The organism is Mesorhizobium sp. (assembly GCF_004963255.1).
In the GTDB taxonomy this organism is placed as follows: domain Bacteria; phylum Pseudomonadota; class Alphaproteobacteria; order Rhizobiales; family Rhizobiaceae; genus Mesorhizobium.
In genome coordinates, this window is sequence record NZ_SUGA01000004.1 from 187,090 (window position 1) to 210,662 (window position 23,573).

The following is a 23,573-nucleotide window of genomic DNA, read 5'->3' on the forward strand; positions in this document are numbered from 1 at the left end:
TCGATGTCAGACCGGATCCGAGATGCGTTTGTACTGGTCGGGGCGGCGATAGAGCGCGAAGTTGAAGTTCACTTTCCGGCAAGTCTCGATCAGATCGAGATCGGCGCGATGGACGATCACCTCGTCGTCGAGCGACATCGCCTGCGCGGCAATCTCGCCGGTCGGCGCGATGATGCAGGAGCCGCCAATCAGCGCCTGGCCGTCTTCCAGCCCGGCCTTGGCGGCGGCGCCGATCCAGAGCGTGTTCTGGTATGCCCCGGCCTGCATCGGCAGGTGGTTGTGAAACATGCGTAGATGCGCCAGCGCCGGCGCCTCGTCGAGCAGCAGCGGCGTGTTGTAGCCGAGCAGCGCCACCTCGGCGCCGTTGAGGCACAGCATGCGATAGGTTTCGGGCCAGCGGCGGTCGTTGCAGATGGCAAGGCCGACACGAACGCCGCGATAGTCGTAGACCGGAAAGCCGAGATTGCCGGGTTCAAAGTAACGTCGTTCGAGATGCGTGGTGGTGCCCGCTTCCGGCTCGCTCGACCCCGGCACATGCATCTTGCGATAGCGGCCGATGAAGGCGCCATCCGGCCCGACCAGGTCCATGGTGTTGAAATGGCGCGTGCGGCCCTCTTCCTGCGTTAGCTCGCAGTAGCCTAGCGCGAAGCCGACTTTAAGGCGCGCGGCCGCATCGTAGAGTCGCTGCGTTTCCGGCCCCGGCATCGAGGCTTCGAAGAAGGCGTCTATCTCGGCCTGGTCGTCGATGCGCCAGCGCGGGAAGAAAGTGGTCAGCGCCATTTCGGGAAACACCGCGATCTCGGCGCCGGAAGCCGCTGCCTTTTCCAGCAGATGCACCAGGCGCCCGACCGTCTCGGCGCGCGTGGCGCTACGCTGGATCGGGCCGGTCTGGCATACGGCGATGGTCAGGCATCGAGCCATGGCGTCCAATCCTCGACTGGTTTTCCCGAGAGCTCGGGATCTGCGGCACTGCGTGCCACGAAGCGTCCGAAGCCCGGCCGCGCCTGCAGCTTGCCCTCAGCGACCACCGGCACGCCGCGCACCAGGACGGTGGTCGGCTTGCCGGTGACGACCCGGCCCTCGTAGGGCGTGAAATCGACGCGCGAATGCAGCGCCTTATGCCCGAGCGTCCAGCGCGCTGTTGGATCCCACAGGGCAAGATCCGCATCGAGCCCGATGGCGATGCGGCCCTTGCGATCGGCGAAACCATAGATGGAGGCGGCATTGCGTGAGATCAGGTCGAGATAGCGGTCGAGCGTCAGCCGGCCGGTGAGCAACCCTTCCGAAAACAGCAGCGGCAGCCGTGTCTCGATGCCGGGAATGCCGCTGAGCGTTGTGGTGAAGCCTGGCGTTTCGGAACGGCCGATCTTGTCCGCGAAATAATATGGCGAATGGTCGGACGACCACAGGTCGATGCCGCCATTGATCAGCTCTTGCCAAAGGTGCTCATGGCTGCGCGGCGAGCGCGGCGGCGGCGAAAAGACGAAACGCGCCGCGTCGATTGCCGGACGATCGAGATTGGCGGCTCCGAGGAAGAGATATTGCGGGCAGGTCTCGGCGATGGCATCGACGCCGCGCGCCTTCGCCCGCGCCACCTCTTCGGCCGACTGCCAGGACGAGACATGCACGATGGTCATCCGAGCGCCGGTCATCTCGGCGAAGGCCAGCGCGCGATGCGTCGCCTCCCGCTCCATTGTCTCGCTGTGGGCGACGACATGATAGCGGACATCGGTGCGGCCGAGATCGATCAGCCGCTTCCGCGTGCGGCGGATCGCAGCGTCGTTCTCGGCATGGACCATGACGATCCAGCCAAGGCGCCTTGCCGCGTCGAGCACTTTGAAGAATAAATCGTCGTCGACGGCAAAACCCTGATAGGTCATGAACAGCTTGACCGAGGCGATGCCGCGCCCGGCAAGCGCCTCAAGCTGCGCTTCGACATCGGCGCCGGTGCCCATGGTCACCACGGCATGCAGCCCGTAGTCGATCACGGCGCGTCCCGCGGCGCGCTCCAGCGCCCGGTCGATGGCGCCAACGGTCGTCATGTCCTGTCCGGGCATGCCGAACGGCACGATGCAGGTGGTGCCGCCGAATGCCGCGGAGATCGTGCCGGACTCGAAATCGTCGGCATTGCCGGCCCCGCCCCAGACCGGCTGGTCGAGATGGCAATGCGCGTCGATGCCGCCGGGCATCACCCAGCGGCCGCCGGCGTCGATCGACTTTTGGCCGGAGAGATCTTTGCCGATGGCGGCGATGCGGCCGTCATCGATGCCGATGTCGCATTCGGCCCAGCCATCGTCGAGCGCCACGCGCCCGCCCTTGATCACCAGCTCATGCATCGGCTTACCCTCGCCGGTCCGCTCAGCCGACCGCCGCCGTCACCATGATCTCGACGCGATACTGGTCGCCGGCAAGCCGCGCTTCCACCGTGGCGCGCACCGGCATGGCGCTGCGGTCGATCCAGGCGTCCCAGGCCGTGTTCATCATCTCGAAATCCGCGATGTCGCGGAGCCAGATCTGGGCGCTCAAGAGCTTCGACTTGTCGCTGCCGGCCTTGGCCAGAAGCGCGTCGATCTTGGCGAGGATCTGCCTGGTCTGGCTGGTGGTGTCGCCGGAAAGATCGTCCGCGGTCAGTCCGGCCACATAGACGGTGCCATTGTAGCGCAGTACCCGGCAGAAACGCTGTCCGTTTTCGAGGCGTTCGATCGTCATGCTGTTCCCTTCCGCTGGTTCCCGGGTCTTGGCTTTTGCCTATGGTAAGGAGGGTGCAAAACGACTGTAAAGCCCGACGGAAGCCAAGAAGCCGCTTTCCTTCGCGGGCATGGCCAAAATAATTTTAGCCATAGCCGCGTCAATCTTCGTTTGTGGCAACCACGCTAGAGTGTAGCTTCCTCTCGGGCTGCCGTCGGTCAACGGTCACGCCAGGGGAGCCACTGCAGCCGTATCCATGAGGTCGATCGCTCAATCCGCGGCGCGGCTCTGGCAAAACGCAGAGCGGTCGCGCGCCATGCTGCCGATCATGGCCGGCATATGCCTGGCCTGCATCGGCAGCGCCATGCTGACCACCGCCGTGTCGCTGCATCTCGGCAAGCCCGGCATTTCTCCTCAGGTCGTGCAGATCGTGCTGACCGCCTATCCGGTGGGCTTCCTCATCGGATGCCTGGTCACTCGCCCCGCCGTTGCGCAGTACGGCCATGAGCGCACTTTCGTGGTGATCCTGGTGCTGGCGCTGCTGGCGGCTTGCGGCTTCGTCCTCACCGATTTCCTGCCAAGCTGGATCTGCTTTCGCCTGCTTGGCGGCATGGCGATGGCGTCGCTCTTCGTCGTCTGCGAAAGTTGGATCAACCTCTATGCCGAGCAGCACAATCGCGGCGCGCTGTTTTCGCTCTACATGCTGACGACAGCGATCGCGGTGCTGCTCGGACAACTCCTTGTCGGACTGGTCGGCCCGCAATCGCCGCATCTGTTCCCGGTCGCGGCCGTGACGGTGCTTCTGGCGCTGGTCTCCAAATTCGTCGGCCGCCGCTGGCCAGCGTTGCCCGTCACCGATCCGGAGCACGCGAATTCGGCACGACCGGTCAAGCGGCTAGGCCCGCTGGCGCTGTTCCGGCTGGCGCCGGTCACGGTTGTCGCAATCTTCCAGGGTGGCATCACCAACATGAATATCTTCGTGCTGACGCCGATCTACGGCACCCAGATCGGCCTGTCGGCGGCAACGACGGTCGGGCTTGTTACGACCATCAGCATCGCTGGCATGCTGGCGCAAACCCCGGTCGGCTGGCTGTCGGACAGGTTTGAACGGCGCATCATACTGCTTGTCCAGGGCATCCTGTCGGTCACGCTCTGCGCCACGATCGCCTGGCTCGGCAATTCGTCGGTGCCGCTGCTTTTCGTGCTGTTCTTCGTCTATGGCTGCACGGCACTGACCGTTTATCCGGTGGCGATGGCGTTCGGCGCCTCGCAATTGCATAGCCGGCATATGGTCGGCGCTTCCGGTACGCTGCTCCTGCTCTATTCGATCGGCAATGTCGCGACGCCTGGCATTTCCGCCGGCCTGATGCAGCATATGGGCGCGCCGGCGATGTTCCTGCTGCTCGGCGGCGGTGCCGTGCTGGTCACGCTCGCTGCCTGCTACAATCTGTTGCGCCGTCCAGTCACCATGGCGACGCTGCAGGCCATAGAGGAGCAGGTCTGATGACGAATCCAGCCAAGAACCGCCTGCAAGACGGCGTCATCCTGATCGCCGGCGCCGCCAGCGGCATCGGCGCGGCAATTGCCCGGCGCTGCATCGCCGAAGGCGCAAAGGTTGTCTGCGCCGACTACGATCTGGAGCCGGCGACGAAGCTTGCCGAAGCGCTCGGGCCTTCCGCCGCCGCTTGCCGGTGCGACGTGACGAACATCGATTCCGCGAAATCGGCCGTCGACTTCGCGCAGAAAAAATACGGCCGGCTCGACGGGCTGGTGCACAACGCGGCGGCGCCCTCGACCAGCGCCACCGTCGTCAATCTCGACGAGAGCGCATGGCGGCATGAGATCGATGTCGGCCTGACCGGCGCCTTCCTGATGAGCAAGTTCGCTGTGCCGCTGATCGCTGCGAGCGGCGGCGGTTCGGTCGTCTTCATCGGTTCGCAATTCGGGCGCGTCGCCACCACCCGCGCCGTCGCCTATTGCGCCGCCAAGGCCGGCCTGATCCACCTCGCCAAGGCGATGGCCGTCGACCACGCGCCCGACAAGATCCGGGTCAACAGCCTGTCGCCGGGTGCCGTGGCGACAACGCGCCTGCTGCGCCGGTTCGCCGATTTCGAAGCGGCCAATGCCGGCCTCGGCCCCGCCCATCTGCTCGGCCGCATCGCCGAGCCAGACGAGATCGCCGCGGCGGCGGCCTTCCTGCTTTCCTCCGACGCTTCCTTCGTCACAGGATCCGACATGCTCGTGGATGGCGGCTATGCGACGCGCTGAGCTCGTGTTTTCAAAGGAGTTCCCATGACCCTGCTCGTCACCGGCGGCACCGGCTTCGTCATGAGCGTGGTTGCGCGCGCATGGCTGGATCGCGACCGCAAAGCCCGCGCCGTAATCCTCGACCGGTCCGGCCTCGACGCGGCGGCCGAAAAGCATTTCGCGCCGGTGCGCGACCGGCTGACGGTGATCTCCGCCGATATCCTTGATCAGAAAGCCTGGTCCGCGACGCTCGACAAGCAAGGCATCACGGCGATCGTCCACGGCGCGACGATCACGCCGATCTCGCGCGGCAGTGCCTCCGAGGCAAAGCGCCAGCCTGAGGCCGAAGACCCGGCCCGCATCGTCGACGTCAATCTCATGGGCACTGTGCGCATGCTGGATTGGGCGCGCGCAAGACCGGGTATCAAGCGCTTCATCTATGTCAGTTCGGGTTCCGTCTACCGCCACAACGGGCCTGACTGGGCCAGCGAGCCGCTACCGGAAGACGGCTATGTCGCGCCGCTGACACTTTACGGCATCTCGAAATTCGCTTCCGAGATGGTCACCAACCGCTATGCCGACCTGTTCGGGCTGTCGGCGGTCTCGGTGCGGCTTGCTTCCGTCTACGGTCCGATGGACCGCGCCACCGAGAGCCGCAATTTTCGCCATGTTCCCAACCGCGTGGCGCATATGGCCCTGGCCGGCGAGACGATCAGGCCGAACAGCCTCGAGCCCGTCGGCGATTACCTGAGCTCGACCGACGTTGCCGCCGCGATCCTGGCGCTGATCGATGCTCAGCACCTAAACTACCGCCACTACAATATCGGCTCCGGCTCCAGCCAAACCATCGGTGAGATCATCGGCTGGGCAAGAGAACGCATGCCGGGATTGAAGGCCGAGGTGACGCCCGGAGACGACGCCAACATCGTCCAGGATGTGAGACTGAAAGGCGGCATGTGGGGCGCCTATGACATCGCCCGCATACTGCGCGACACCGCATGGCGGCCGCGTCCCGGCAAGGAAGCCTTCCACGCCTACATGGACTGGATCGCCGCCAACGAGAACTGAGCCGACGAGATCAGAGGAGACCAGCCGATGCCGACCGATCCGCAGCAAGCGCAGCAGCCGCGCGACTTTGTCGGCTACGGCCCGCACCCGCCCTCCGTCACCTGGCCGGGCGGGGTCAAGCTCGCCGTCAATCTCGTGCTCAACTACGAGGAGGGCTCCGAATACTCGTGGCTGGAGGACGGCCGCAACGACAATTGGGGCGAATACAATCTGACCGGCAGCATGCCGGTGCGCGACCTCGGCACCGAGACGCATTACGAATATGGAAGCCGCGCCGGCGTCTGGCGCCTGGCCAGGCTGTTCGACCGCTACGACATTCCGGTCACCTTTTCCGCCTGCGCCGTTGCGCTGGAGCGCAACCCGCCTCTGGTCGAGTGGATGAAGGCGCGCAGGCATGACCTGATGGGGCATGGCCTGCGCTGGATCGACTACACGGTGATGGAGCGCAGCGAAGAAGAGCGCCATCTGCATGAGGCGATCACGCTCTACGAGAAGCTGCTGGGAAAGCGGCCTCTGGGCTGGAACTGCCGCTCGCTGCCCAGCGTCAACACCCGCGATCTGCTGGTCGAGGAAGGCGGCTTCCTCTACCACTCCGATCCCTGCAATGACGACCTGCCCTATTTTCTCGATCATCGCGGCACCGAGATGCTGGTTGTGCCTTACTCCAAGGCGCTCAACGACAGCCGCTATCTCGTGGCGCCCGGCTACAGCAATCCGCGCGATTTCGCCGAGGATTGCCGCTCGGCCATCGACTATATGCTCTCCGAAGCCGACGAGACCGGCGGCCGCATGCTCACCATCGGCATCCACGCCCGCTGGACGGGCCAGCCCAACCGGGCATCGGGTCTGCGCGAGGTGATCGAGCATGTCCAGCAAAGCGACGGCGCCGCCTTCATGCGCCGCGAGGACATCGCCCGCTTCTGGCACGCCAACCACGCCCGCTTCGAACAGCGCGGCTGAGGGATGTTGGAGACGCTGATCCGCGGCGCGACGGTGGTGAACGCCGAAGGGCTGGGCCGCCGCGATGTCGGCATCGCCTCGGGCACGGTCGTGGCGCTCATCCCGCCCGGCGAGGCGGCTGAAGCGAAAACCGTCGTCGATGCCTTTGGCCGCTTTGTCATGCCGGGCCTTGTCGATGCGCATGCGCATCTGCGCGAGCCTGGGCTGACGCATAAGGAGGATTTTTCCTCAGGCACCCATGCGGCAGCGCTCGGCGGCGTGACGACCGTGCTCGACATGCCGACCGACGAGCCTTGGACGGCGACGGCCGAGCAACTCGCCGACAAGATGGCGACCGCCGCAAACCGCATCCATGTCGATGTCGGCCTGCAGGCCGTGGTCAACCGCGATCTGTCGCTCATCCCTCGCCTGCTCGACCTCGCGCCGGTCTCGTTCGAGCTCTTCACCGCCGACGTGCCGGACGGATTCCTGTTTGCAACGCTCGACGCAGTTGCCGAGGCTCTCAAAGCATTCGCCGGCGCCGATACGCTGGTCGGCATCTCGCCCGGCGACCAGTCGATCCTGGCCGGCAGTACGGCGCGCGATCGCTCCGGCACCATCGCCGCCTTTCTGGACAGCCGGCCGCCCCTCGCGGAAGCTAATGGCATCGCGCGGGCGCTTGTTGCCGCCGCCTCGGCCGAGGCAAGGATCCATGTCCGCCAGATCAACTCCGAACTCGGCGTCGAGACCTGGAGCCGGCTGCGCGGCATGGCGGACGCCAGCGTAGAAACGACGCCGCAGAACCTGTTCTTCACAGCGCAAGATTACGAAACGCAGGGCGCCAACCTGAAGGCCTCGCCGCCCTTGCGCTTCGCACACGACGTCGACGCACTGCGTGCCGCGCTGAGCGCCGGGCTGATCGACATCGTCGCCACCGACCACGCTCCGCATGCGCCGGCCGAGAAGGCGGCGCGCTATGCTGCTTTCGCCGACATCCCGGGCGGCATGCCGGGGCTGCAGACGCTGCTTGCGACCATGCTGAGGCTGGTCGACGAAGGGCTTATCGCCCTGTCCGACCTGGTGCGTATGTGCTCGCGCAACCCGTCCGAGCGCTTTGGCCTCGGGCGGCGCAAGGGGAAGATCGCCGCCGGCTACGATGCCGATCTGCTCATCCTCGATCCGCGCCGATCCAGCACCATCGCCAGCGCCGAGCAGGTGTCACGGGCAGGCTACACGCCTTTCGACGGCTGGGCCGTGAAAGCACGGCTGACAAACGTCTTCCTGCGCGGCCGCGAGATCGTGCGCGACGGGCGGCTGGTCGGCCCGGCGCAAGGCAAGATCGTCACCCGGGAGAGCTGAACACCATGGCCCTGCTCGCCAACAAAACCGCCGTCGTCACCGGAGCGAGCTCCGGCATCGGCCGCGCCATCGCGCTGAAATTCGCCGCCGAGGGCGCCAACGTCGTCATTGCCGACACGGTGGAGCAGCCGATCGAAGGTGGCGAGAGTACCGTGGGCATGATCCGCGCGGCCGGCGGCACCGCGATCTACCTGGAGACCGACATCTCGGACTGGAGCGCCGTCGACGCGCTTATCGGCGCAACCGTCGATCGCTTCGGTCGGCTCGACGTGATGGTCAACAATGCCGCGATCTACACCAGCACCAACCTGGTCGAGACCACGCCGGAACAATGGAGCCGCGTCATCGGCGTCAACCTGACCGGTTTCTTCTACTGCAACAAACGCGCCGTCACGCAGATGCTGACCCAGGCGCCGATCAACGAGATGCGCGGCCGCATCATCAACGTCTCCTCGCAGCATGGCATGGTCGCCTGTCCCGGCGATTTTCCCTACTCCGTCAGCAAGGGCGCCATCGTGCAGATGACACGCCAGATCGCGGTCGACCATGCCGCCGATTTGATCGTCTGCAACGCCATCGCGCCTGGCAAGATCATCACCGGCAAGCCCGGCGTCGCCAACGATCCCGAGGCGCTCGACTATTCGCGCCGCCGCACCCCCTGGCCTAGGCTCGGCCATCCGAACGACGTGGCGGGCGCGGCGCTGTTTCTCGCCAGCGACATGGCGAGCTACGTCACCGGCATCAACCTGATGGTGGATGGCGGCTGGATGGCCGGCTGACGGTCGGGCCGGTCCCCGGCGGCAGGAACCTTTGCGGAAACCGCTCGTTGACCCTCCTGCGAGGGGGCCGACGATATCTGGGACCCGTTCCCATGGACGCAAAAACTGACAGAAAAGAGCGCGAAACCGCTCCCGCCGAAGAAACGCGGGCTCGGCCCCGGTCCGATCGACGCCCGCCGGGCGACGAAAAACGCGTGGAAAACGAGCCCGCGGACGACAAGCGCGCGCAAGGCGCGCAGGCGGATGACAGTCCGTCTGAGAGCAACAAGCCCGGCCTTATCAGACGCCATCCCTACATAACGGCGATCGCTGCCATCCTCATCCTGCTGGTGATCGCGGCCGCGGTCATCTGGTGGCTCAACGCGCGCCACTATGAATGGACCGACGACGCCTTCATCGACGCCCGAACGGTGACGGTTGGCGCCGAAATTGCCGGACGCATCACCGATGTCGCCGTCACCGACAACCAGCCGGTCGAGGCTGGCGCCGTGCTTCTGCGCATCGACGACAGCGATTATCAGGCCTCCCTCAAACAGGCGGAAGCAGGCGTGGCGGCGGCGCAGGCCGAGATCGCCAATGTCCAGGCGCAGACCCAGGCGCAGAACGCCAAGATCGATGCTGCCGAAAAGCAGGTGGCCCAGGCGCAGGCGGCGCTCGAATTCGCCAAGTCCGAGGACCAACGCAACCGCGAGCTCCTGGCCAAGGGCACGGCGACGCAGCAGCAGGCGCAGCAGGCTGCGTCAACCTTGCGCCAGGATCAGGCCGCGCTGGACGCCGCCAATGCCAATGCCGAGGCGGCGAAAAGTCAGGTGGCGGTCCTGCAGGCGCAAGGCAAGAGCGCCGAGGCCAAGCTTCGGCAGGCCGAGGCGGCCGAGAACCAGTCCAAGACCACCCTCACCCGCACGACCATCACGGCCCCTGTCGCCGGCCGTGCAACCAGCATTACGGCGGCAAAAGGCACCTATGCGCAACCCGGTCAGGTGCTGATGATGTTCGTGCCCAACGACGTCTGGGTGAAGGCCAATTTCAAGGAGACGCAGCTCGACCTGATGCGGCCGGGCCAGCCCGTCGATATCGCCATCGACGCCTATCCCGAAAAGACCTTCCATGGCCGTGTCGACAGCGTCCAGGCCGGCAGCGGCACGGCATTCAGCCTGCTGCCTGCCGAGAACGCTACCGGCAATTTCGTCAAGGTGGTGCAGCGCGTGCCGGTCAAGATCGTGTTCGACCAGCCGCCCGGCGTCTATGTCGGCCCTGGCATGTCGGTGGTTCCGACGGTCAAGGTCAGATGAGCGATGCCGCGACAGTCCAGGGCAACGAAAGCCGTTCCGCCGCCGGCGGGCGCAACCCCTGGCTGATCGCGATCGTCGTCTCGATCGCGACCTTCATGCTGGTGCTCGACACCTCGATCGCCAATGTCGCGCTGCGGAACATCGCCGGCAGCCTGGCCGCCGGCATGGACGAGAGTACATGGGTGATCACCACCTATCTCGTCGCCAACTCCGTCATCATCCCGGTCAGCGGCTGGCTGACCAGCGTCGCCGGCCGCAAGCGCTATTACATGATCTGCGTCGCGACCTTCACATTTGCATCGCTGCTCTGCGGGCTGGCGCCCAACCTGCCGACGCTGATCGCCTTCCGCATCCTGCAGGGGCTGGGAGGCGGCGGCATGGCGCCGAGCGAGCAATCGATCCTCGCCGATACTTTTCCGCCGGAGAAGCGTTCGCAAGCCTTTGCGCTCTACGGTATTGCGGTGATCGTCGCACCAACAGTCGGACCGACAATCGGCGGCTGGCTGACCGACAATTTCTCCTGGCACTGGATCTTCTTCATCAACGTGCCGTTCGGCATCATGTCGCTGGCGCTCGTGCAATGGCTGGTGATCGAGCCCGACATCCTCGAACGCGAGCGCCGGGAGCGGTTGAGCAAGGGGCTGAGGGTCGACTGGATCGGCTTCATCCTGGTGGCGATGGCGCTCGGCTGCCTCGAAGTCTTTCTCGACGAAGGCCAGCGCAACGACTGGTTCGCCTCGACCTTCATCACGACCTTCGCCGTGATCTCGGCCGTGTCGTTCCTGCTGCTGGTCCCATGGGAGTGGACAAGGCGCGATCCGATCGTCGACATCCGCCTGCTGTTCAGCCGCCAGTTCGGCATGTCGTTCCTGGTCATGATGGCGGTGGGCGCGGTGCTCTTCAGCACCACGCAGCTTTTGCCGCAGCTGCAGCAGACGACCTTCGACTACACCGCCACGCTCTCCGGCCTGTCGATGATGCCAGGGGGCATTGCCATGCTCATGCTGATGCCGATCTCGGGCTTTGCTGCCGGCGTCGTCCAGCCGCGTTATCTCATCATGTTGGGCATGTCGGTGGTCGCGATCGCGCTCTGGCACACGACCTCGCTGACGCCCGACGCCAGCTTCAGCTTCTTCGCCTATGCCCGCGTCTATATGATGATCGGCCTGCCGTTCCTGTTCATCCCGATCTCCACCGCCGCCTATGTCGGCCTGCCGCCGCAGAAGACCGACCAGGCCTCCTCGCTGATCAATGTCGCCCGCAACATCGGCGGCAGCATCGGCGTGTCGCTGTCTAACACGGTGATTGCCCAGAACGCCCAATTCCACCAGTCGGTGCTGGTCGGCCACACCGCGCAGTCGAGCGAGGCCTATCAGCAGACGCTCCGCCAGGTGACGGACTATTTCGTCGCCGAGGGTTCGCCATTGGTCGAAGCCAGGCAGCAGGCCGTCGGCTGGATCGGCCAGGAGATCGGACGCCAGGCGTCGCTGCTCGCCTATGTCGATGTGTTTTTCTACTGCGCGATAGCCACGGCGGTGCTGGTGCCGTTTGCCTTGCTGCTGCGGCCGCCCAAACAGGCGCCAGCGAAGCGTTAGCTATTCCATTGTCCCGAGCTTGCGCGTTAGCGTCCCCCGCGCCAAGCTGGCGATCTCTGGAGGAATCTCATGCGCAACATCACGACATCCGCGCTGCTTTTGGCGGTGGCATTCTTTACGACCAGCGCGAATGCGCTGGACAGTTCGAACACGCCCGTCGTGGTGACACCGCTGGCGTCGAAGACGACGACCGCGTCCGGTCAGCCGATCGCGCTGCCGCAAAAGAATGTCGAGGTGCAGGTCTCAGCCTACCAGATCGCCCCTGGCGCAACGCTCCCGGTGCACAAGCACCCCTTCCCGCGCTACGCCTATGTCGAGCAGGGAACGCTCAAGGTCACCAATGTCGAGACCGGCGCTGCCAACACCTTCAAATCAGGTGACTTCATCGTCGAGATGATCGGCCAATGGCACCAGGCCACCAATATCGGCACCGATCCGGTGAAGCTTCTGGTGATCGACCAGGTCGAGCAAGGCGCCAAGAACACGATCCTGAAGCAGTAGCCGGCCGAGCGTCCGCTTCGAAGCGGTCGCCCGTTGTTGCTCAGCCCCAGGCGCCGACGGGCTGCCTTGTGGTGGCGTTCAGGCGGTTGAAGGCGTTGATCAGCGCGATCTGGATCACCAAAGCGGCGAGCGCCTTGTCGTCATAGTGGCGCGCCGCCTCGTCCCAGACGTCGTCGGGCACCGCGTCTGAGCGGTCGGCCAGGCGCGTCGCGGCTTCCGTCAGCGCAAGCGCCGCGCGTTCGGCGTCTGTGAAGTAAGGCGTCTCACGCCATGCCGACACGGCGAATATCCGCTCGTCCTTCTCGCCTGCCTTCTTAAGCTCGCGCGCGTGCATGTCGACGCAGACGGCGCAAGCATTGATCTGGCTGGCGCGCAGGTGAATGAGCTTGCGCGTGACATAGGGCACGTCGCCGGCCTCGGTCGACTTGTCGAGCGCGAGCAGCGCCTGCAGCGCGCCGGGAATGAGCATCACCGGGTTCTTCAATCTTGCTTCCACCATCCGTCTCCTCGGGCTCTTTCACCGACAGGCTCGTGTCAATCAATAACTTGTCAGTTATGAATAACCAATAACTTTGCAGTTATGCGTTGTCAAGCGCCTTCCTTGGCTGGACCGATGGTTGCGGCTTTCGCGGCGGCGCGACCGGTGCTAGGGCTGCCCAACTTCTCGAAAGCATGGATGGAAGCTGGTGGCGGACACGCAAAAACCCCTGATCGAAATCTGCGTCGAAGGCATTGACGGGTTGCTCGCCGCGCAGGCCGCCGGCGCCGACCGGGTCGAGCTCTGCGCCAGCCTGATCGAAGGCGGCATCACGCCGAGCCTGGGCACGGTGCGCGCCGCGCTCGAAAGCGCGACCATTCCCTTCCACGTCATCGTCCGGCCGCGCGGCGGCGATTTCCTCTACAGCGAGGCCGAATACCGCTCGATGCTCGCCGATGTCGAAGCGCTGCGCGAGCTGGGCGTTGCCGGCGTCGTCGTCGGCTGCCTGACCGCGGATGGCGCCATTGACGAAGCGCGCATGAGCGCGCTGGTTGAGGCCGCCGGCCCGCTCAACGTCACCTGCCACCGCGCCTTCGACATGACGCGCGATCCGGCCGAGGCGCTCGAGGCCCTGATCCGCTGCAAGGTCGGCCGCGTGCTGACAAGCGGCCAGCGCGACACGGCAGTCGAAGGCATCGAGCTTCTGGCCGAACTCGTCCGCCAGGCGGGCGATCGCATCATCATCCTGGGCTGTGGCGCGCTGGCGCCCGACACCATCGGCGAGGTGCGCCGGCGGACCGGACTGAAGGAGATGCATTTTGCGGCACTTGCTGACGTGCCCAGCGCCATGCGCTACCGCAATCCGAATGTCGGCATGGGCGGCACCGACCTCGACCGCGAATACCGCAACACGGTGACCGACCAAGCCAAGGTGGCCGCGACGATCGCGGCCGCGAGAGCATGATGGCGCAAACAATGAGCAAGGAATTGCTGCCGATCGAACAGGTCTCGCCCGCAGATGAGGCCGCCATCCTGGTGCTCAACAACGAGCATGCGGCGGAGCTGTCCTGGCTCGAGCCGGAACGGCTTTCCTTCCTGCTCGGCGAGGCTTTCTACACCCGCCGCATCGGCGCGCTCGAAGCCTTCATCCTATGCTTCGACCAGGACGCAGATTACGACAGCCCGAACTTCCTCTGGTTTCGCGAGCGCTATCGGCGCTTCGTCTATGTCGACCGCGTGGTGGTCGCCGCCGCGGCGCGCGGCCGCGGCCATGCCCGCCGCCTTTATGAGGATCTGTTCGAGCAGGCCCGGCGCGCTGGCCACACGATCGTTACCTGCGAGGTCAACGCCGAGCCGCCCAACCCGGCGTCCGATGCCTTCCACGCCGCGCTGGGCTTCGCCGAGGTCGGCGACGCGGTGATCCATGGCGGCAAGAAGTCGGTGCGCTATTGGGCAAAACCGATCGCCGCCTGAACACAACTTCGAACGCTGCTGGCCAGAAGAACAAGCCGAAGCTAATATAGCCGCTCGGCTGGCTGGGGCGCGACATCATGGCGAGCAATGTCTTCCGCTTCGACGAAAGCTGGGACATCCCTGAAGGCACGCCCCAGGAAGTGTGGGACGTGCTGTCGGACGCCCAGTTGCTGCCGCTCTGGTGGGGCGATGCCTATAAGGAGGTGGAGCCGCTCGACAAGAAGGGCAAGGGCGTCGTCGGCGCCCGCGCCAGGGCACGAGCGCGCGGCGCCCTGCCCTATGAGCTGAACTTCATCATCGAGGCCGCCGAGCTCATACCCGGCCGGCTGGTGGTGGTAAAAACCTTCGGCGATTTCGACGGGCTGTGGCGGGCCGAGCTGTCGCCGTCAGGGGCCGGCACGCATGTCGATCTGGTCTGGCAGGTCACGGTCGAGAGGCCGATCCTCAAATTCCTGGCACCGCTGCTCAGGCCGGCCTTCGCCTGGAACCATCGCTGGACGACGCCACGCGGAGAAGCCGGGCTTCGCCGCTACCTCGCCGCCCGAAAGAACGGCAAGACCTGACCTCACCAGTTGCGGTTGAGCCAGCCGCGAGCCGGTTTCTCGACGATGTAATAACTCGCCAGCGCGCAGGCGAACACGGCGGCCAGCATCGGCACCGGCGCGCTGCCGCGCTCATCGACGAATTTGTAGAAGGGCTGCTGCCAGAGATAGAGCGAATAGGACCACAGGCCGAGCATCACCATCGGCCGCGACGACAGCGGCCCCGTCAGATAGAAGCCAGCGGAGTCGAGCGTGTTGACGGCCAGCGCCAGCAGCGGCACGGCGAGGGTGTAATGCAAAGTTGTCGGTATCGAATCGCTAAACAGCAGAACACCAGCGACCGCTGCCGCAAGCGCCACATGCTGGCTCTTCAGGAAGGCCGGCAGGCGGCCGTCGGCCTTGAGCAGGCAGATCGCAGCGGACAGCAGGATGGAAGCGATATGCACGTCGGTGCGCCAGTAGCTGGTCTCGTAGCTCATGCCGAGAAGCCCGTAGGAAATCGCGCCGTTGGCCATCGCCAGCAGCGCCAGCACGACTAGCAGCCGCACGACATTCGCCCTTGCGGTAACCACCACGCTGATCAGCGCCAAAAGGATATAGGAATGCTCCTCGACGCAGAGCGACCAGATGTGGTCGAGCGCGCCGGCGCGGGTGATCAGGATGCCGGCATAGTTGTAGGTGAAGGTCAGCGCCGTCAGCGCGGCCTTCCATTTGAACATGATGAAGGTCCCGGCAAGGCCGATCATGGCGGCGATCACGTACACAAGCAGCGCCGGATAGATGCGCGAGAAGCGGCGCTTGAAGAATTTCTTCAGCGGAAAGCGCTCGATGAACAGGATCTCGCCCATCAGCCGGCCGCTCAGCACGAAGAAGAACTCGACGCCGAGCACGCCGAGGTTGATGCCTGGAACCGGAAAGAAATGGCCGATCAGCACCAGCGCGATCGACAGTCCGCGCCAACCGTCGAGATAGGCAAGCCTCGCCCGTGAGGCTTTGTCGGCAGTGGTCCGCGGCAGGACAACGGGCGCTGCGGCGATGTCGGTCATACCGTGCCTTCGCAACTCGGGGTCCGCATGCGGAGCGCTGCCCGCGTCCCGGACCGTCTGGTATTCCCGCCGGATTTATTTTGCAGTGCAGGATAATTTTGTGCAAGTGCGAAGCTGCGATTTGACCGGTGACACCGGTCAAACCTTTGTTTTGGCCAAGAAAAAGGGGCCGACGTGGCCCCTTCTTTCACCTGCGGCGGGCGCTGTTCAGGCGTTGGCGGCGGCCACCGCGCGCTTGGCCATCACCGCGATCAGATTGGCGCGGTACTCGGCGGAGGCATGAAGATCGCTCATCAGCCCTTTCGCCGGCACTTTGAGGCCGTCAAGCGCGGCGGCGTCGAAGCTCTTCGCCAGGGCGGCTTCGACCTCGTTCGAGCGGAAGACACCGTCCTCGCCGGCGCCGGTCACCGCCGCCCTTACCCCGTCCTTGCCCTTGCTCACGAACACGCCGACGATGGCGTAGCGCGAAGCCGGGTTGCGGAACTTCTGGTAGGCCGCCTTGGCCGGCGCAGTGAAGCTCACCGCCGTGACGATCTCGCCTTCCTTCAGCGCCGTCTCGAACAGGCCCTTGAAGAATTTGTCCGCCGCGATCTCGCGCTTGTTGGTGATGATCGTCGCGCCCAGTGCCAGCAAAGCCGCCGGATAGTCGGCCGCCGGGTCGTTGTTGGCGATCGAGCCGCCGATCGTGCCTTTGTGGCGCACCGCCGGATCGCCGATCAGCGACGCCATATGCGCAAGCGCCGGGCACACCTTCTTCAGCTTCTCGTCGGTTGAGACGTCGTAATGCGTCGTCGCGGCCCCGATGGTGACCGTCTTGCCGGACACCTTGACGCCCTGCAGGTCCTTCAGCCGCGAGACGTCGACGAGGTCGGAAGGCGCCGCAAGCCGCGTCTTCATGGCGGGGATCAGCGTCATGCCGCCGGAGAGCAGCTTGGCGTCGCCGTTCTTCAGCAGCTTGGCGGCGTCAGCGACGGAAGAAGCGCGATGGTAATTGACCGAATACATGCTCGTTCCTCCTCAGTGCTTCGTCGCGCGGATGGTAGCCCACACCGTCGCGGGCGATGCCGGCATGGGAATGTCGACGACGCCGAGCGCATCGGTGATGGCGTTGATGACCGCCGGCGGAGAGCCGATGGCGCCGGCCTCGCCACAGCCCTTGACGCCGAGCGGATTGCCCGGGCATGGCGTGTTCGAAGTGGAGACCTTGAAGGACGGCAGGTCGCCCGCGCGCGGCATTGTGTAGTCCATGTAGCTTGCTGTCAGAAGCTGCCCGCTGGCGTCGTAATGCGCGCCCTCCAGCAACGCCTGGCCGACGCCTTGCGCGATGCCGCCATGCACCTGCCCTTCGACGATCATCGGATTGATGATGTTGCCGAAATCGTCGGCCGCGACGAACTGGATGATTTCGGTCAGCCCGGTCTCCGGATCGATCTCGACCTCGCAGATGTAGCAGCCGGCCGGGAATGTGAAGTTGGACGGATCGTAGAAGGCCGTTTCCTTCAAGCCCGGCTCCATGCCCGCCGGCAAATTATGGGCGGTGTAGGAGGCAAGCGCCACCTGGAACCAGGGCAGGCTCTTGTCGGTGCCAGCGACCTTGACCTCGCCATTCTCGATGACGATGTCGCCCTCGTCCGCTTCCAGCAGGTGCGCGGCGATCTTCTTGGCCTTGGCCTCGACCTTGTCGAGCGCCTTGACGATGGCCGACATGCCGACAGCGCCGGAACGCGAGCCGTAAGTGCCCATGCCCATCTGCACCTTGTCGGTGTCGCCATGCACGATCGAGACCGAGTCGATCGGCACGCCGAAGCGCTGGGTGACCAGTTGCGCGAAGGTCGTTTCATGGCCCTGGCCATGGCTGTGCGAGCCTGTCAGCACCTCGATCGTGCCGACGGCATTGACCCGCACCTCCGCCGATTCCCAGAGGCCGACGCCGGCGCCGAGCGAGCCGACCGCCGACGACGGCGCCAGGCCGCAGGCCTCGATGTAGCAGCTCATGCCGATGCCGCGCAGCTTGCCCCGCTTGGCCGCATCCGCCTTGCGCCTGGTGAAGCCGGCATAGTCGGCAGCCTTCATCGCCGCATCGAGCGATGCGTTATAATCGCCCGCGTCATAGGCCATGATCACCGGCGTCTGATGCGGGAAGGACGTGATGAAGTTCCGGCGCCTGAGTTCCGCCGGCGACACACCAAGCTCGCGCGCGGCGGTTTCCATCATCCGCTCGAGCACGTAGGTGGCCTCCGGCCGCCCTGCCCCGCGATAGGCATCGACGGGCGCGGTATTGGTGTAGACAGCGCGCACATTGGCGTGGATCGCCGGGATGTTGTACTGGCCCGACAAGAGCGTCGCGTAGAGATAGGTCGGCACGCAGGACGAGAACAGCGACATGTAAGCACCGATATTGGCTATCGTGTCGACCTTGAGGCCGGTGATCCGGTTGTCCTTGTCGAAGGCCATCTCCACCGTCGAGACATGGTCGCGGCCATGCGCGTCCGCCAGGAAGCTCTCGGTGCGATCGGCCACCCATTTGACCGGGACGCCGGTCTTCTTCGAGGCCCACAGGCAGACGATCTCTTCCGGATAGATGTAGATCTTGGAGCCGAAGCCGCCGCCGACATCGGGCGCAATGACCCTGAGCTTGTTCTCCGGCGCGACATTGTAGAAGGCGCTCATCACCAGCCGCGCGACATGCGGGTTCTGCGACGTCGTCCAGCAGGTATAGTGGTCCTCCGCCTTGTCGTAATGGCCGAGTGCCGCGCGCGGCTCCATCGCATTCGGCACCAGCCGGTTGTTGACGATCTTCATGCGCGTGACATGGGCGGCCGACTTGATCGCCGCGTCGGTCGCCTTGCCGTCGCCGAGCTCCCAGTCGAAGATCAGGTTGTTCTCCGCTTCGGCATGGACCTGTGGCGCGCCGGGCTGGATGGCCTTGGTCGCCTCGACCACCGCCTTCAGCTCCTTGTAGGTGATCTCGACCGCTTCCGCCGCGTCGCGCGCCTGGCCCTTGGTGTCGGCGACGACGATGACGACGGCGTCGCCGACATAGCGCACCTTGTCGACCGCAAGCGGCGACCAGGCGCCCATCTTCATCGGCGTGCCGTCCTTGGAGTGGATCATCCAGCCGCAGATCAGATTGCCAATGCCGTCGGCCTTGAGCTCCTTGCCGGTGAGCACGCCGACGACGCCTGGCATCGCTTGCGCCTTCTTCACGTCGATCTTCTTGATCTGCGCATGCGCGTGCGGGCTGCGCACGAACACGGCATGCTTCATGCCGGGAACCACCATGTCGTCGACATAACGGCCGCCGCCGGTGATGAACCTCTTGTCTTCCTTGCGCGCCACGCGGGCGCCGACGCCTTCGATACCCATTAGGAAATTCCTCCGGAATTTAGGGGAGTAGGGCAGTAGGGGAGTAAGGCAGTAGGGAAATCGGTGCGTTCTTCACCTGCTCCCTTACTGCCCTACTCCCTTATTCCCCTAAGCTGCCTGCTTCGCCTTGCCCTTGGCGCCCTTCGCCATCGTCTCCGATGCGGCGAGGATCGCCTTCACGATGTTGTGGTAGCCCGTGCAGCGGCAGATATTGCCTTCGAGCTCGGCGCGCACCGTTGCCTCGTCCAGGCCCTCCGGATGGCGCGCGATCATGTCGGTGGCCGTCATGATCATGCCTGGCGTGCAGAAGCCGCATTGCAGGCCGTGATGCTCCTTGAATGCGGCCTGGACCGGATGCAGCTCGGCGCCGTCGGCCAGCCCTTCGATGGTGACGATTGTGGAGCCTGAGGCCTGAACGGCCAGCATTGTGCAGGATTTCACCGCCCGGCCGTCGACATGCACGACGCAGGCGCCGCATTGCGATGTGTCGCAACCGACATGCGTTCCGGTGAGGCCCAGATGTTCCCGCAGGAAATGCACCAGCAGCGTTCGGTCTTCGGCGCTCCCGCTGACCCGTTTCCCATTCACAGTCAAGGACACGTCCGACATGCAACCTCCCTGGGTATTAACCTTGGTCCTCACCCTACCGATGCCGCGCTGTGCTTCGGCAGTACCATTCGCGCACCGTACAACGCGCAAAACAGCGCTGCCAGCGCCGGTTCCATTGTACTTTCGATCATGGCAAAAGCTATGTGCAGCGCAGCAACCGGCCCCATTGCCAAATCAGGGATTGAGGGCAAAGATGCCCTCGATGCGGAGCGTGCCTGACACGCATAGAAAAGACACCCATAAACCGCGTCGGAGGAATTGCGGAGAAGGCAGCTGGCCAGTTCGAGCACACGCTATGCATCGGGCCTATCGGCGCTCACCACGGATGAGCCCGACCCGAATGCCTTTGCCCGGGCCATCGCCGCCGAAGCGGCGATCGTCGATGCCGGCTTCGCGCTTCTGTTCTTCTCTCAAGGCCTGGTCGACGCGGCGGCGCTGGCGCAGGCGCTGAAAGCATACGCGCCGTCGCTCGCCTATGCCGGCTGCTCGACCGCCGGCGAGATCACGCCCCAGGGACTGGAGGAAGGGCACATCCTTGCCCTGCTTTTGCCCTCGGCGTCGTTTTCAACCGTCTCCGTCATGGTCGAAAACCTCTCTTCGTCCAGCATGGACAGTATCACCGGCGAGGTCGCGGCGTTGCGGCGCCTGCTGCGCGAGCGCATCGGCCACGACGGCTCGAAGCAGATTTTCGCGCTCTGTTTCATCGACGGGCTGTCCTATGCCGAGGAAGCGGTGACCTCGGCCATCCACTGGGGACTGGACGACGTCCCGCTGATCGGCGGCTCGGCCGGCGACGACCTCAAATTCGAGACGACCAGGCTGATGGCCAATGGCAGGGTCGCCTCCGACAGCGCCGTCATCGTGCTGGTTGCGACCGAAATTCCTTTCCACGTCTTCAAGACCGATAATTTCATCCCGACCGACGAGAAGCTGGTGGTGACGGCGTCCGACCCCGACCATCGCATCGTGCGCGAATTCAACGCCGCCAACGCGGCCGAGGAATACGCAACCTCCGTCGGCATCCTGCCGCAGACGCTGACGCCGCTGAGCTTTGCCTCGCACCCCGTCGTGGTGAAGGTCGGCGGCGAATATTATTGCCGATCGATCCAGCGCATGCACGCTGACGGCTCGCTGTCCTTCTTCTGCGCCATCGACGATGGTATCGTGCTTTCCATCGCCCAGCCGAAGAACATGGTGGAATCGACGCGCTCCGCTTTCGAGGATGTCGAGCACAAGCTCGGCGGGATAGACATGATCCTGGGCTTCGACTGCGTGCTGCGCCGGCTCGATGCGCGCAACCGCCAGGTCTTCCGCGACATTTCCGAGCTCTACCGGACCAACAAGGTCATCGGCTTCGGCACCTATGGCGAGCAGTACCGCTCGATGCATCTCAACCAGACCTTTACCGGCATCGCCTTCGGCGAGCGCCAGGCGGCCGAGTGAACGAGATGCCGCTGCGCGACATCGACGACGTCGACAGGCTGAAGAAGATCAACGCGGCGCTTGTCAGCCGCGTCGAGCGCTCGATGGACCAGCAGGGCAATGCCTTCTCGCTGTTCCAGACCGCGATTTCGCTGGAAAACCGGGTGCGCAACCGCACCGAGGAATTGCACGCGACGCTGCGCCGGCTCGAGCAATCGAACATCGAGCTCAGCGCGGCGAAGGAAAACGCCGAGCTGGCGAACCTCTCCAAGACCAGGTTCCTCGCCGCCGCCAGCCACGACGTGCTGCAGCCGCTCAACGCCGCGCATTTGTCGGTCTCGGCGCTGGCCGAGGTCCAGACCAGCGAGGAAGGCAGGAAGCTGGTGCGCCAGGTCGAGCGCTCGCTGGAGACGATGGAAGACCTCTTGCGCACGCTGCTCGACATCTCCAAGCTCGACGCCGGCGTGGTGCAGCCTGAGATCGGCGACGTCAGCCTGGAGACGCTGTTTTCCTCGCTGCGCTCGGATTTCCAGCCCGAGGCTGAGAAAAAAGGCCTGTCGCTGAAGTTCCGGCCGGTCAATGTCGTGGTGCGCTCCGACCGCACCCTGCTTAGGCGCATCCTGCAGAACATCCTCTCCAACGCGCTGCGCTACACCCGCTCCGGCGGCGTGCTGGTCGGCACCAGGCATCGCGGCGACACCATCCGCATCGACGTCGCCGACACCGGCTGCGGCATTGCCGAGGACCAGCGCGAAGCGGTGTTCGAGGAGTTCCACCGCGGCACCTCGACGCTTGCCGACGGCGGGTTGGCCGGCGGGCTGGGGCTGGGCCTCGCCATCGTGCGCCGCATGGCGGCCGCACTAGGCCACCCCGTCACCTTTTCCTCAAGGGTTGGGCGCGGCACCATCTTCCACATCGACGTGCCGATCGGCATGGCAGCCGAACCGGCGGCGGCCATCGCCGACATGGACCGTCCGCGCGGCTACGGCCTCTTCGGCACCAAGGTCTTGCTGGTCGAGAACGACGCCGACGTGCTCTCCGCCATGACCTCGCTGCTCGAACGCTGGCAGTGCCTGGTGCGCGCAGCGACCTCTACCGACGACGCGCTCGATCTTCTGGGCGACACCGACTGGGTGCCCGACATCGTCATCGCCGACCAGCATCTCGACGGCGGCGACCTCGGCACTGCCACCATAGCCGAAGTGCGCGACTATCTCGGCCGCCCCGTGCCGGCGCTGATCGTCACCGCCGACGGGTCAGAGCTCGTCGCCAAGGCGGCCCGCGCCGCGGGAATCGAGCTTATGCGCAAGCCGCTGAAGCCTGCGCAGTTGCGCGCGCTGCTGGCGCATCTGCTCGCTTAGAACCGCTCCTCAAAACCCCGCCTGATCCCGAAACAGCTCCGCATTGTCGAGCTTCGACACCTCGATCACCGCCTGCGTGCGGCTGTACACATTGAGCTTGCGCAATATCTCCGAGACATGCGCCTTCACCGTCGTCTCGCCAACCTGCAGCTCATAGGCGATCTGCTTGTTGAGCATGCCCTGGCGCAGCATCTGCAGCACGCGCAATTGCTGCGGCGTCAGCCTGGCCAGGCGCTGCACCATGTCGGCGCGGTCGGTGCTATCGGGGTCGGGCTTCTGGCCCTCGTAGTTCTCCGGCACGTAGACAGCGCCCTCCATCACAGAGCGTATGGCGGCGGCGAGGTCGCTCTTGCGCGCCGATTTCGGGATGAAGCCGGCCGCGCCGTAGGACAGCGCCTCGGAGATGATCTTCGGTTCCTCATAGCCCGACACGATCACCACCGGCAGCCGCGGGTAGCGGGTTCTGAGCTGCAACAGCCCCTCGAAGCCATGCACGTCGGGCATGCTCAAATCGAGCAGCGCGAGATCGAACGGCTTGGCGTCGGCGAGAAGCTCGATCGCCTCCGTGATCGAGCGCGCCTCGACCGTGTCGACATCCGGATAGGCCATCTGCACGGCGCTGTGCAGCGCCTCGCGAAACAGCGGGTGATCGTCGATGATCAGGAAGCGGGCGCGGTCGCTGACGGAGCTCATTGCACGGGTTCAGGCATCGGTTCGGTTTCGGCCGGTACAGGATAGTCCGGTGACCATGGCCAGATTATTGGCAAATAGTATATCGCCCAATGGTACAGGAGCCCAATGGTACAGG

General features: G+C 64.9%; 23 protein-coding genes. 14 read left to right on the forward strand and 9 right to left on the reverse strand.

Features of this window, described 5'->3' with window-relative positions; all coding sequences use genetic code 11:
* Positions 1-6: 6 nt before the first annotated feature.
* Genes E5X34_RS07440 through E5X34_RS07450 form a run of 3 tightly spaced genes read right to left on the reverse strand, consistent with a single transcriptional unit; the run spans position 7 to position 2,709 of the window.
* Positions 7-921 (reverse strand): nitrilase-related carbon-nitrogen hydrolase, encoded by a 915-nt coding sequence (locus E5X34_RS07440; RefSeq protein WP_292562676.1) that lies wholly within the window; start codon positions 919-921, stop codon positions 7-9.
* Positions 906-2,336 (reverse strand): dihydropyrimidinase, encoded by a 1,431-nt coding sequence (hydA, locus tag E5X34_RS07445; RefSeq protein ID WP_292562678.1) that lies wholly within the window; start codon positions 2,334-2,336, stop codon positions 906-908. The genes E5X34_RS07440 and hydA overlap by 16 nt, the downstream gene beginning before the upstream one ends.
* A gap of 22 nt (positions 2,337-2,358) precedes the next feature.
* Entirely contained in the window at positions 2,359-2,709 is a 351-nt protein-coding gene (locus E5X34_RS07450) for a RidA family protein (protein WP_112127495.1), read from the reverse strand.
* A gap of 235 nt (positions 2,710-2,944) precedes the next feature.
* Between E5X34_RS07450 and E5X34_RS07455 the strand changes: the two genes are divergently transcribed.
* From E5X34_RS07455 to E5X34_RS07495, 9 genes are all read left to right on the forward strand, one after another.
* Positions 2,945-4,192 carry an MFS transporter gene (locus E5X34_RS07455; RefSeq protein ID WP_292562681.1) on the forward strand — a complete coding sequence of 416 codons (1,248 nt, stop codon included), beginning with the start codon at positions 2,945-2,947 and terminating at the stop codon, positions 4,190-4,192.
* Positions 4,192-4,956, forward strand: coding sequence for an SDR family oxidoreductase (locus E5X34_RS07460; RefSeq protein ID WP_292562683.1), 765 nt, complete (start codon positions 4,192-4,194; stop codon positions 4,954-4,956). The genes E5X34_RS07455 and E5X34_RS07460 overlap by 1 nt, the downstream gene beginning before the upstream one ends.
* Before the next feature lie 24 nt (positions 4,957-4,980).
* Entirely contained in the window at positions 4,981-6,003 is a 1,023-nt protein-coding gene (locus tag E5X34_RS07465; protein WP_292562685.1) for an NAD(P)-dependent oxidoreductase, read from the forward strand.
* A gap of 27 nt (positions 6,004-6,030) precedes the next feature.
* Positions 6,031-6,963, forward strand: coding sequence for a polysaccharide deacetylase family protein (locus tag E5X34_RS07470; protein WP_292562687.1), 933 nt, complete (start codon positions 6,031-6,033; stop codon positions 6,961-6,963).
* A gap of 3 nt (positions 6,964-6,966) precedes the next feature.
* On the forward strand, positions 6,967-8,301 hold the full coding sequence (locus E5X34_RS07475; protein ID WP_292562689.1) for a dihydroorotase family protein: 1,335 nt from the start codon (positions 6,967-6,969) through the stop codon (positions 8,299-8,301).
* Positions 8,302-8,306: 5 nt separating this feature from the next.
* Positions 8,307-9,080: a glucose 1-dehydrogenase gene (locus E5X34_RS07480; RefSeq protein WP_292562691.1), complete on the forward strand. Its 774-nt coding sequence runs from the start codon at positions 8,307-8,309 to the stop codon at positions 9,078-9,080.
* A 194-nt stretch (positions 9,081-9,274) separates the two neighbouring features.
* Complete coding sequence (locus tag E5X34_RS07485; RefSeq protein WP_292562693.1) at positions 9,275-10,372, forward strand: HlyD family secretion protein; 1,098 nt, start codon at positions 9,275-9,277, stop codon at positions 10,370-10,372.
* The gene (locus tag E5X34_RS07490; RefSeq protein ID WP_292562695.1) at positions 10,369-11,967 is read left to right on the forward strand and encodes a DHA2 family efflux MFS transporter permease subunit; all 1,599 of its coding nucleotides are present in this window, start codon (positions 10,369-10,371) and stop codon (positions 11,965-11,967) included. The genes E5X34_RS07485 and E5X34_RS07490 overlap by 4 nt, the downstream gene beginning before the upstream one ends.
* Before the next feature lie 69 nt (positions 11,968-12,036).
* A complete protein-coding gene (locus E5X34_RS07495) occupies positions 12,037-12,468 on the forward strand; it encodes a cupin domain-containing protein (protein ID WP_292562697.1) in 432 nt (143 codons plus the stop codon).
* A gap of 40 nt (positions 12,469-12,508) precedes the next feature.
* Here E5X34_RS07495 and E5X34_RS07500 read toward each other — a convergent pair whose 3' ends face one another.
* A complete protein-coding gene (locus E5X34_RS07500; RefSeq protein ID WP_127874157.1) occupies positions 12,509-12,964 on the reverse strand; it encodes a carboxymuconolactone decarboxylase family protein in 456 nt (151 codons plus the stop codon).
* A 187-nt stretch (positions 12,965-13,151) separates the two neighbouring features.
* Here E5X34_RS07500 and E5X34_RS07505 point away from each other — a divergent pair, with 187 nt between their 5' ends.
* From E5X34_RS07505 to E5X34_RS07515, 3 genes are all read left to right on the forward strand, one after another.
* Positions 13,152-13,910: a copper homeostasis protein CutC gene (locus E5X34_RS07505; RefSeq protein WP_292562840.1), complete on the forward strand. Its 759-nt coding sequence runs from the start codon at positions 13,152-13,154 to the stop codon at positions 13,908-13,910.
* Between the two features lie 11 nt (positions 13,911-13,921).
* Positions 13,922-14,419, forward strand: a complete 498-nt coding sequence (locus E5X34_RS07510) for a GNAT family N-acetyltransferase (protein ID WP_292562700.1) — start codon at positions 13,922-13,924, stop codon at positions 14,417-14,419.
* 77 nt (positions 14,420-14,496) lie between these two features.
* Positions 14,497-14,982, forward strand: a complete 486-nt coding sequence (locus tag E5X34_RS07515) for an SRPBCC family protein (RefSeq protein WP_292562702.1) — start codon at positions 14,497-14,499, stop codon at positions 14,980-14,982.
* Between the two features lie 2 nt (positions 14,983-14,984).
* Here the strand turns inward: E5X34_RS07515 and E5X34_RS07520 are convergent, their stop codons facing one another.
* From E5X34_RS07520 to E5X34_RS07535, 4 genes are all read right to left on the reverse strand, one after another.
* On the reverse strand, positions 14,985-16,007 hold the full coding sequence (locus tag E5X34_RS07520) for an acyltransferase (RefSeq protein ID WP_292562704.1): 1,023 nt from the start codon (positions 16,005-16,007) through the stop codon (positions 14,985-14,987).
* Between the two features lie 207 nt (positions 16,008-16,214).
* A complete protein-coding gene (locus E5X34_RS07525) occupies positions 16,215-17,012 on the reverse strand; it encodes a xanthine dehydrogenase family protein subunit M (protein WP_292562706.1) in 798 nt (265 codons plus the stop codon).
* A gap of 12 nt (positions 17,013-17,024) precedes the next feature.
* Positions 17,025-19,373: a xanthine dehydrogenase family protein molybdopterin-binding subunit gene (locus tag E5X34_RS07530; protein ID WP_292562708.1), complete on the reverse strand. Its 2,349-nt coding sequence runs from the start codon at positions 19,371-19,373 to the stop codon at positions 17,025-17,027.
* A gap of 108 nt (positions 19,374-19,481) precedes the next feature.
* Complete coding sequence (locus tag E5X34_RS07535; protein ID WP_042644892.1) at positions 19,482-19,982, reverse strand: (2Fe-2S)-binding protein; 501 nt, start codon at positions 19,980-19,982, stop codon at positions 19,482-19,484.
* Between the two features lie 258 nt (positions 19,983-20,240).
* Between E5X34_RS07535 and E5X34_RS07540 the strand changes: the two genes are divergently transcribed.
* Together E5X34_RS07540 and E5X34_RS07545 are read left to right on the forward strand one after the other, a co-directional pair.
* Positions 20,241-21,425 carry an FIST N-terminal domain-containing protein gene (locus tag E5X34_RS07540; RefSeq protein WP_292562710.1) on the forward strand — a complete coding sequence of 395 codons (1,185 nt, stop codon included), beginning with the start codon at positions 20,241-20,243 and terminating at the stop codon, positions 21,423-21,425.
* A gap of 5 nt (positions 21,426-21,430) precedes the next feature.
* The gene (locus E5X34_RS07545; protein ID WP_292562842.1) at positions 21,431-22,765 is read left to right on the forward strand and encodes a hybrid sensor histidine kinase/response regulator; all 1,335 of its coding nucleotides are present in this window, start codon (positions 21,431-21,433) and stop codon (positions 22,763-22,765) included.
* Between the two features lie 9 nt (positions 22,766-22,774).
* Here the strand turns inward: E5X34_RS07545 and E5X34_RS07550 are convergent, their stop codons facing one another.
* Complete coding sequence (locus E5X34_RS07550) at positions 22,775-23,458, reverse strand: response regulator transcription factor (RefSeq protein WP_292562712.1); 684 nt, start codon at positions 23,456-23,458, stop codon at positions 22,775-22,777.
* Between the last annotated feature and the right edge of the window lie 115 nt (positions 23,459-23,573).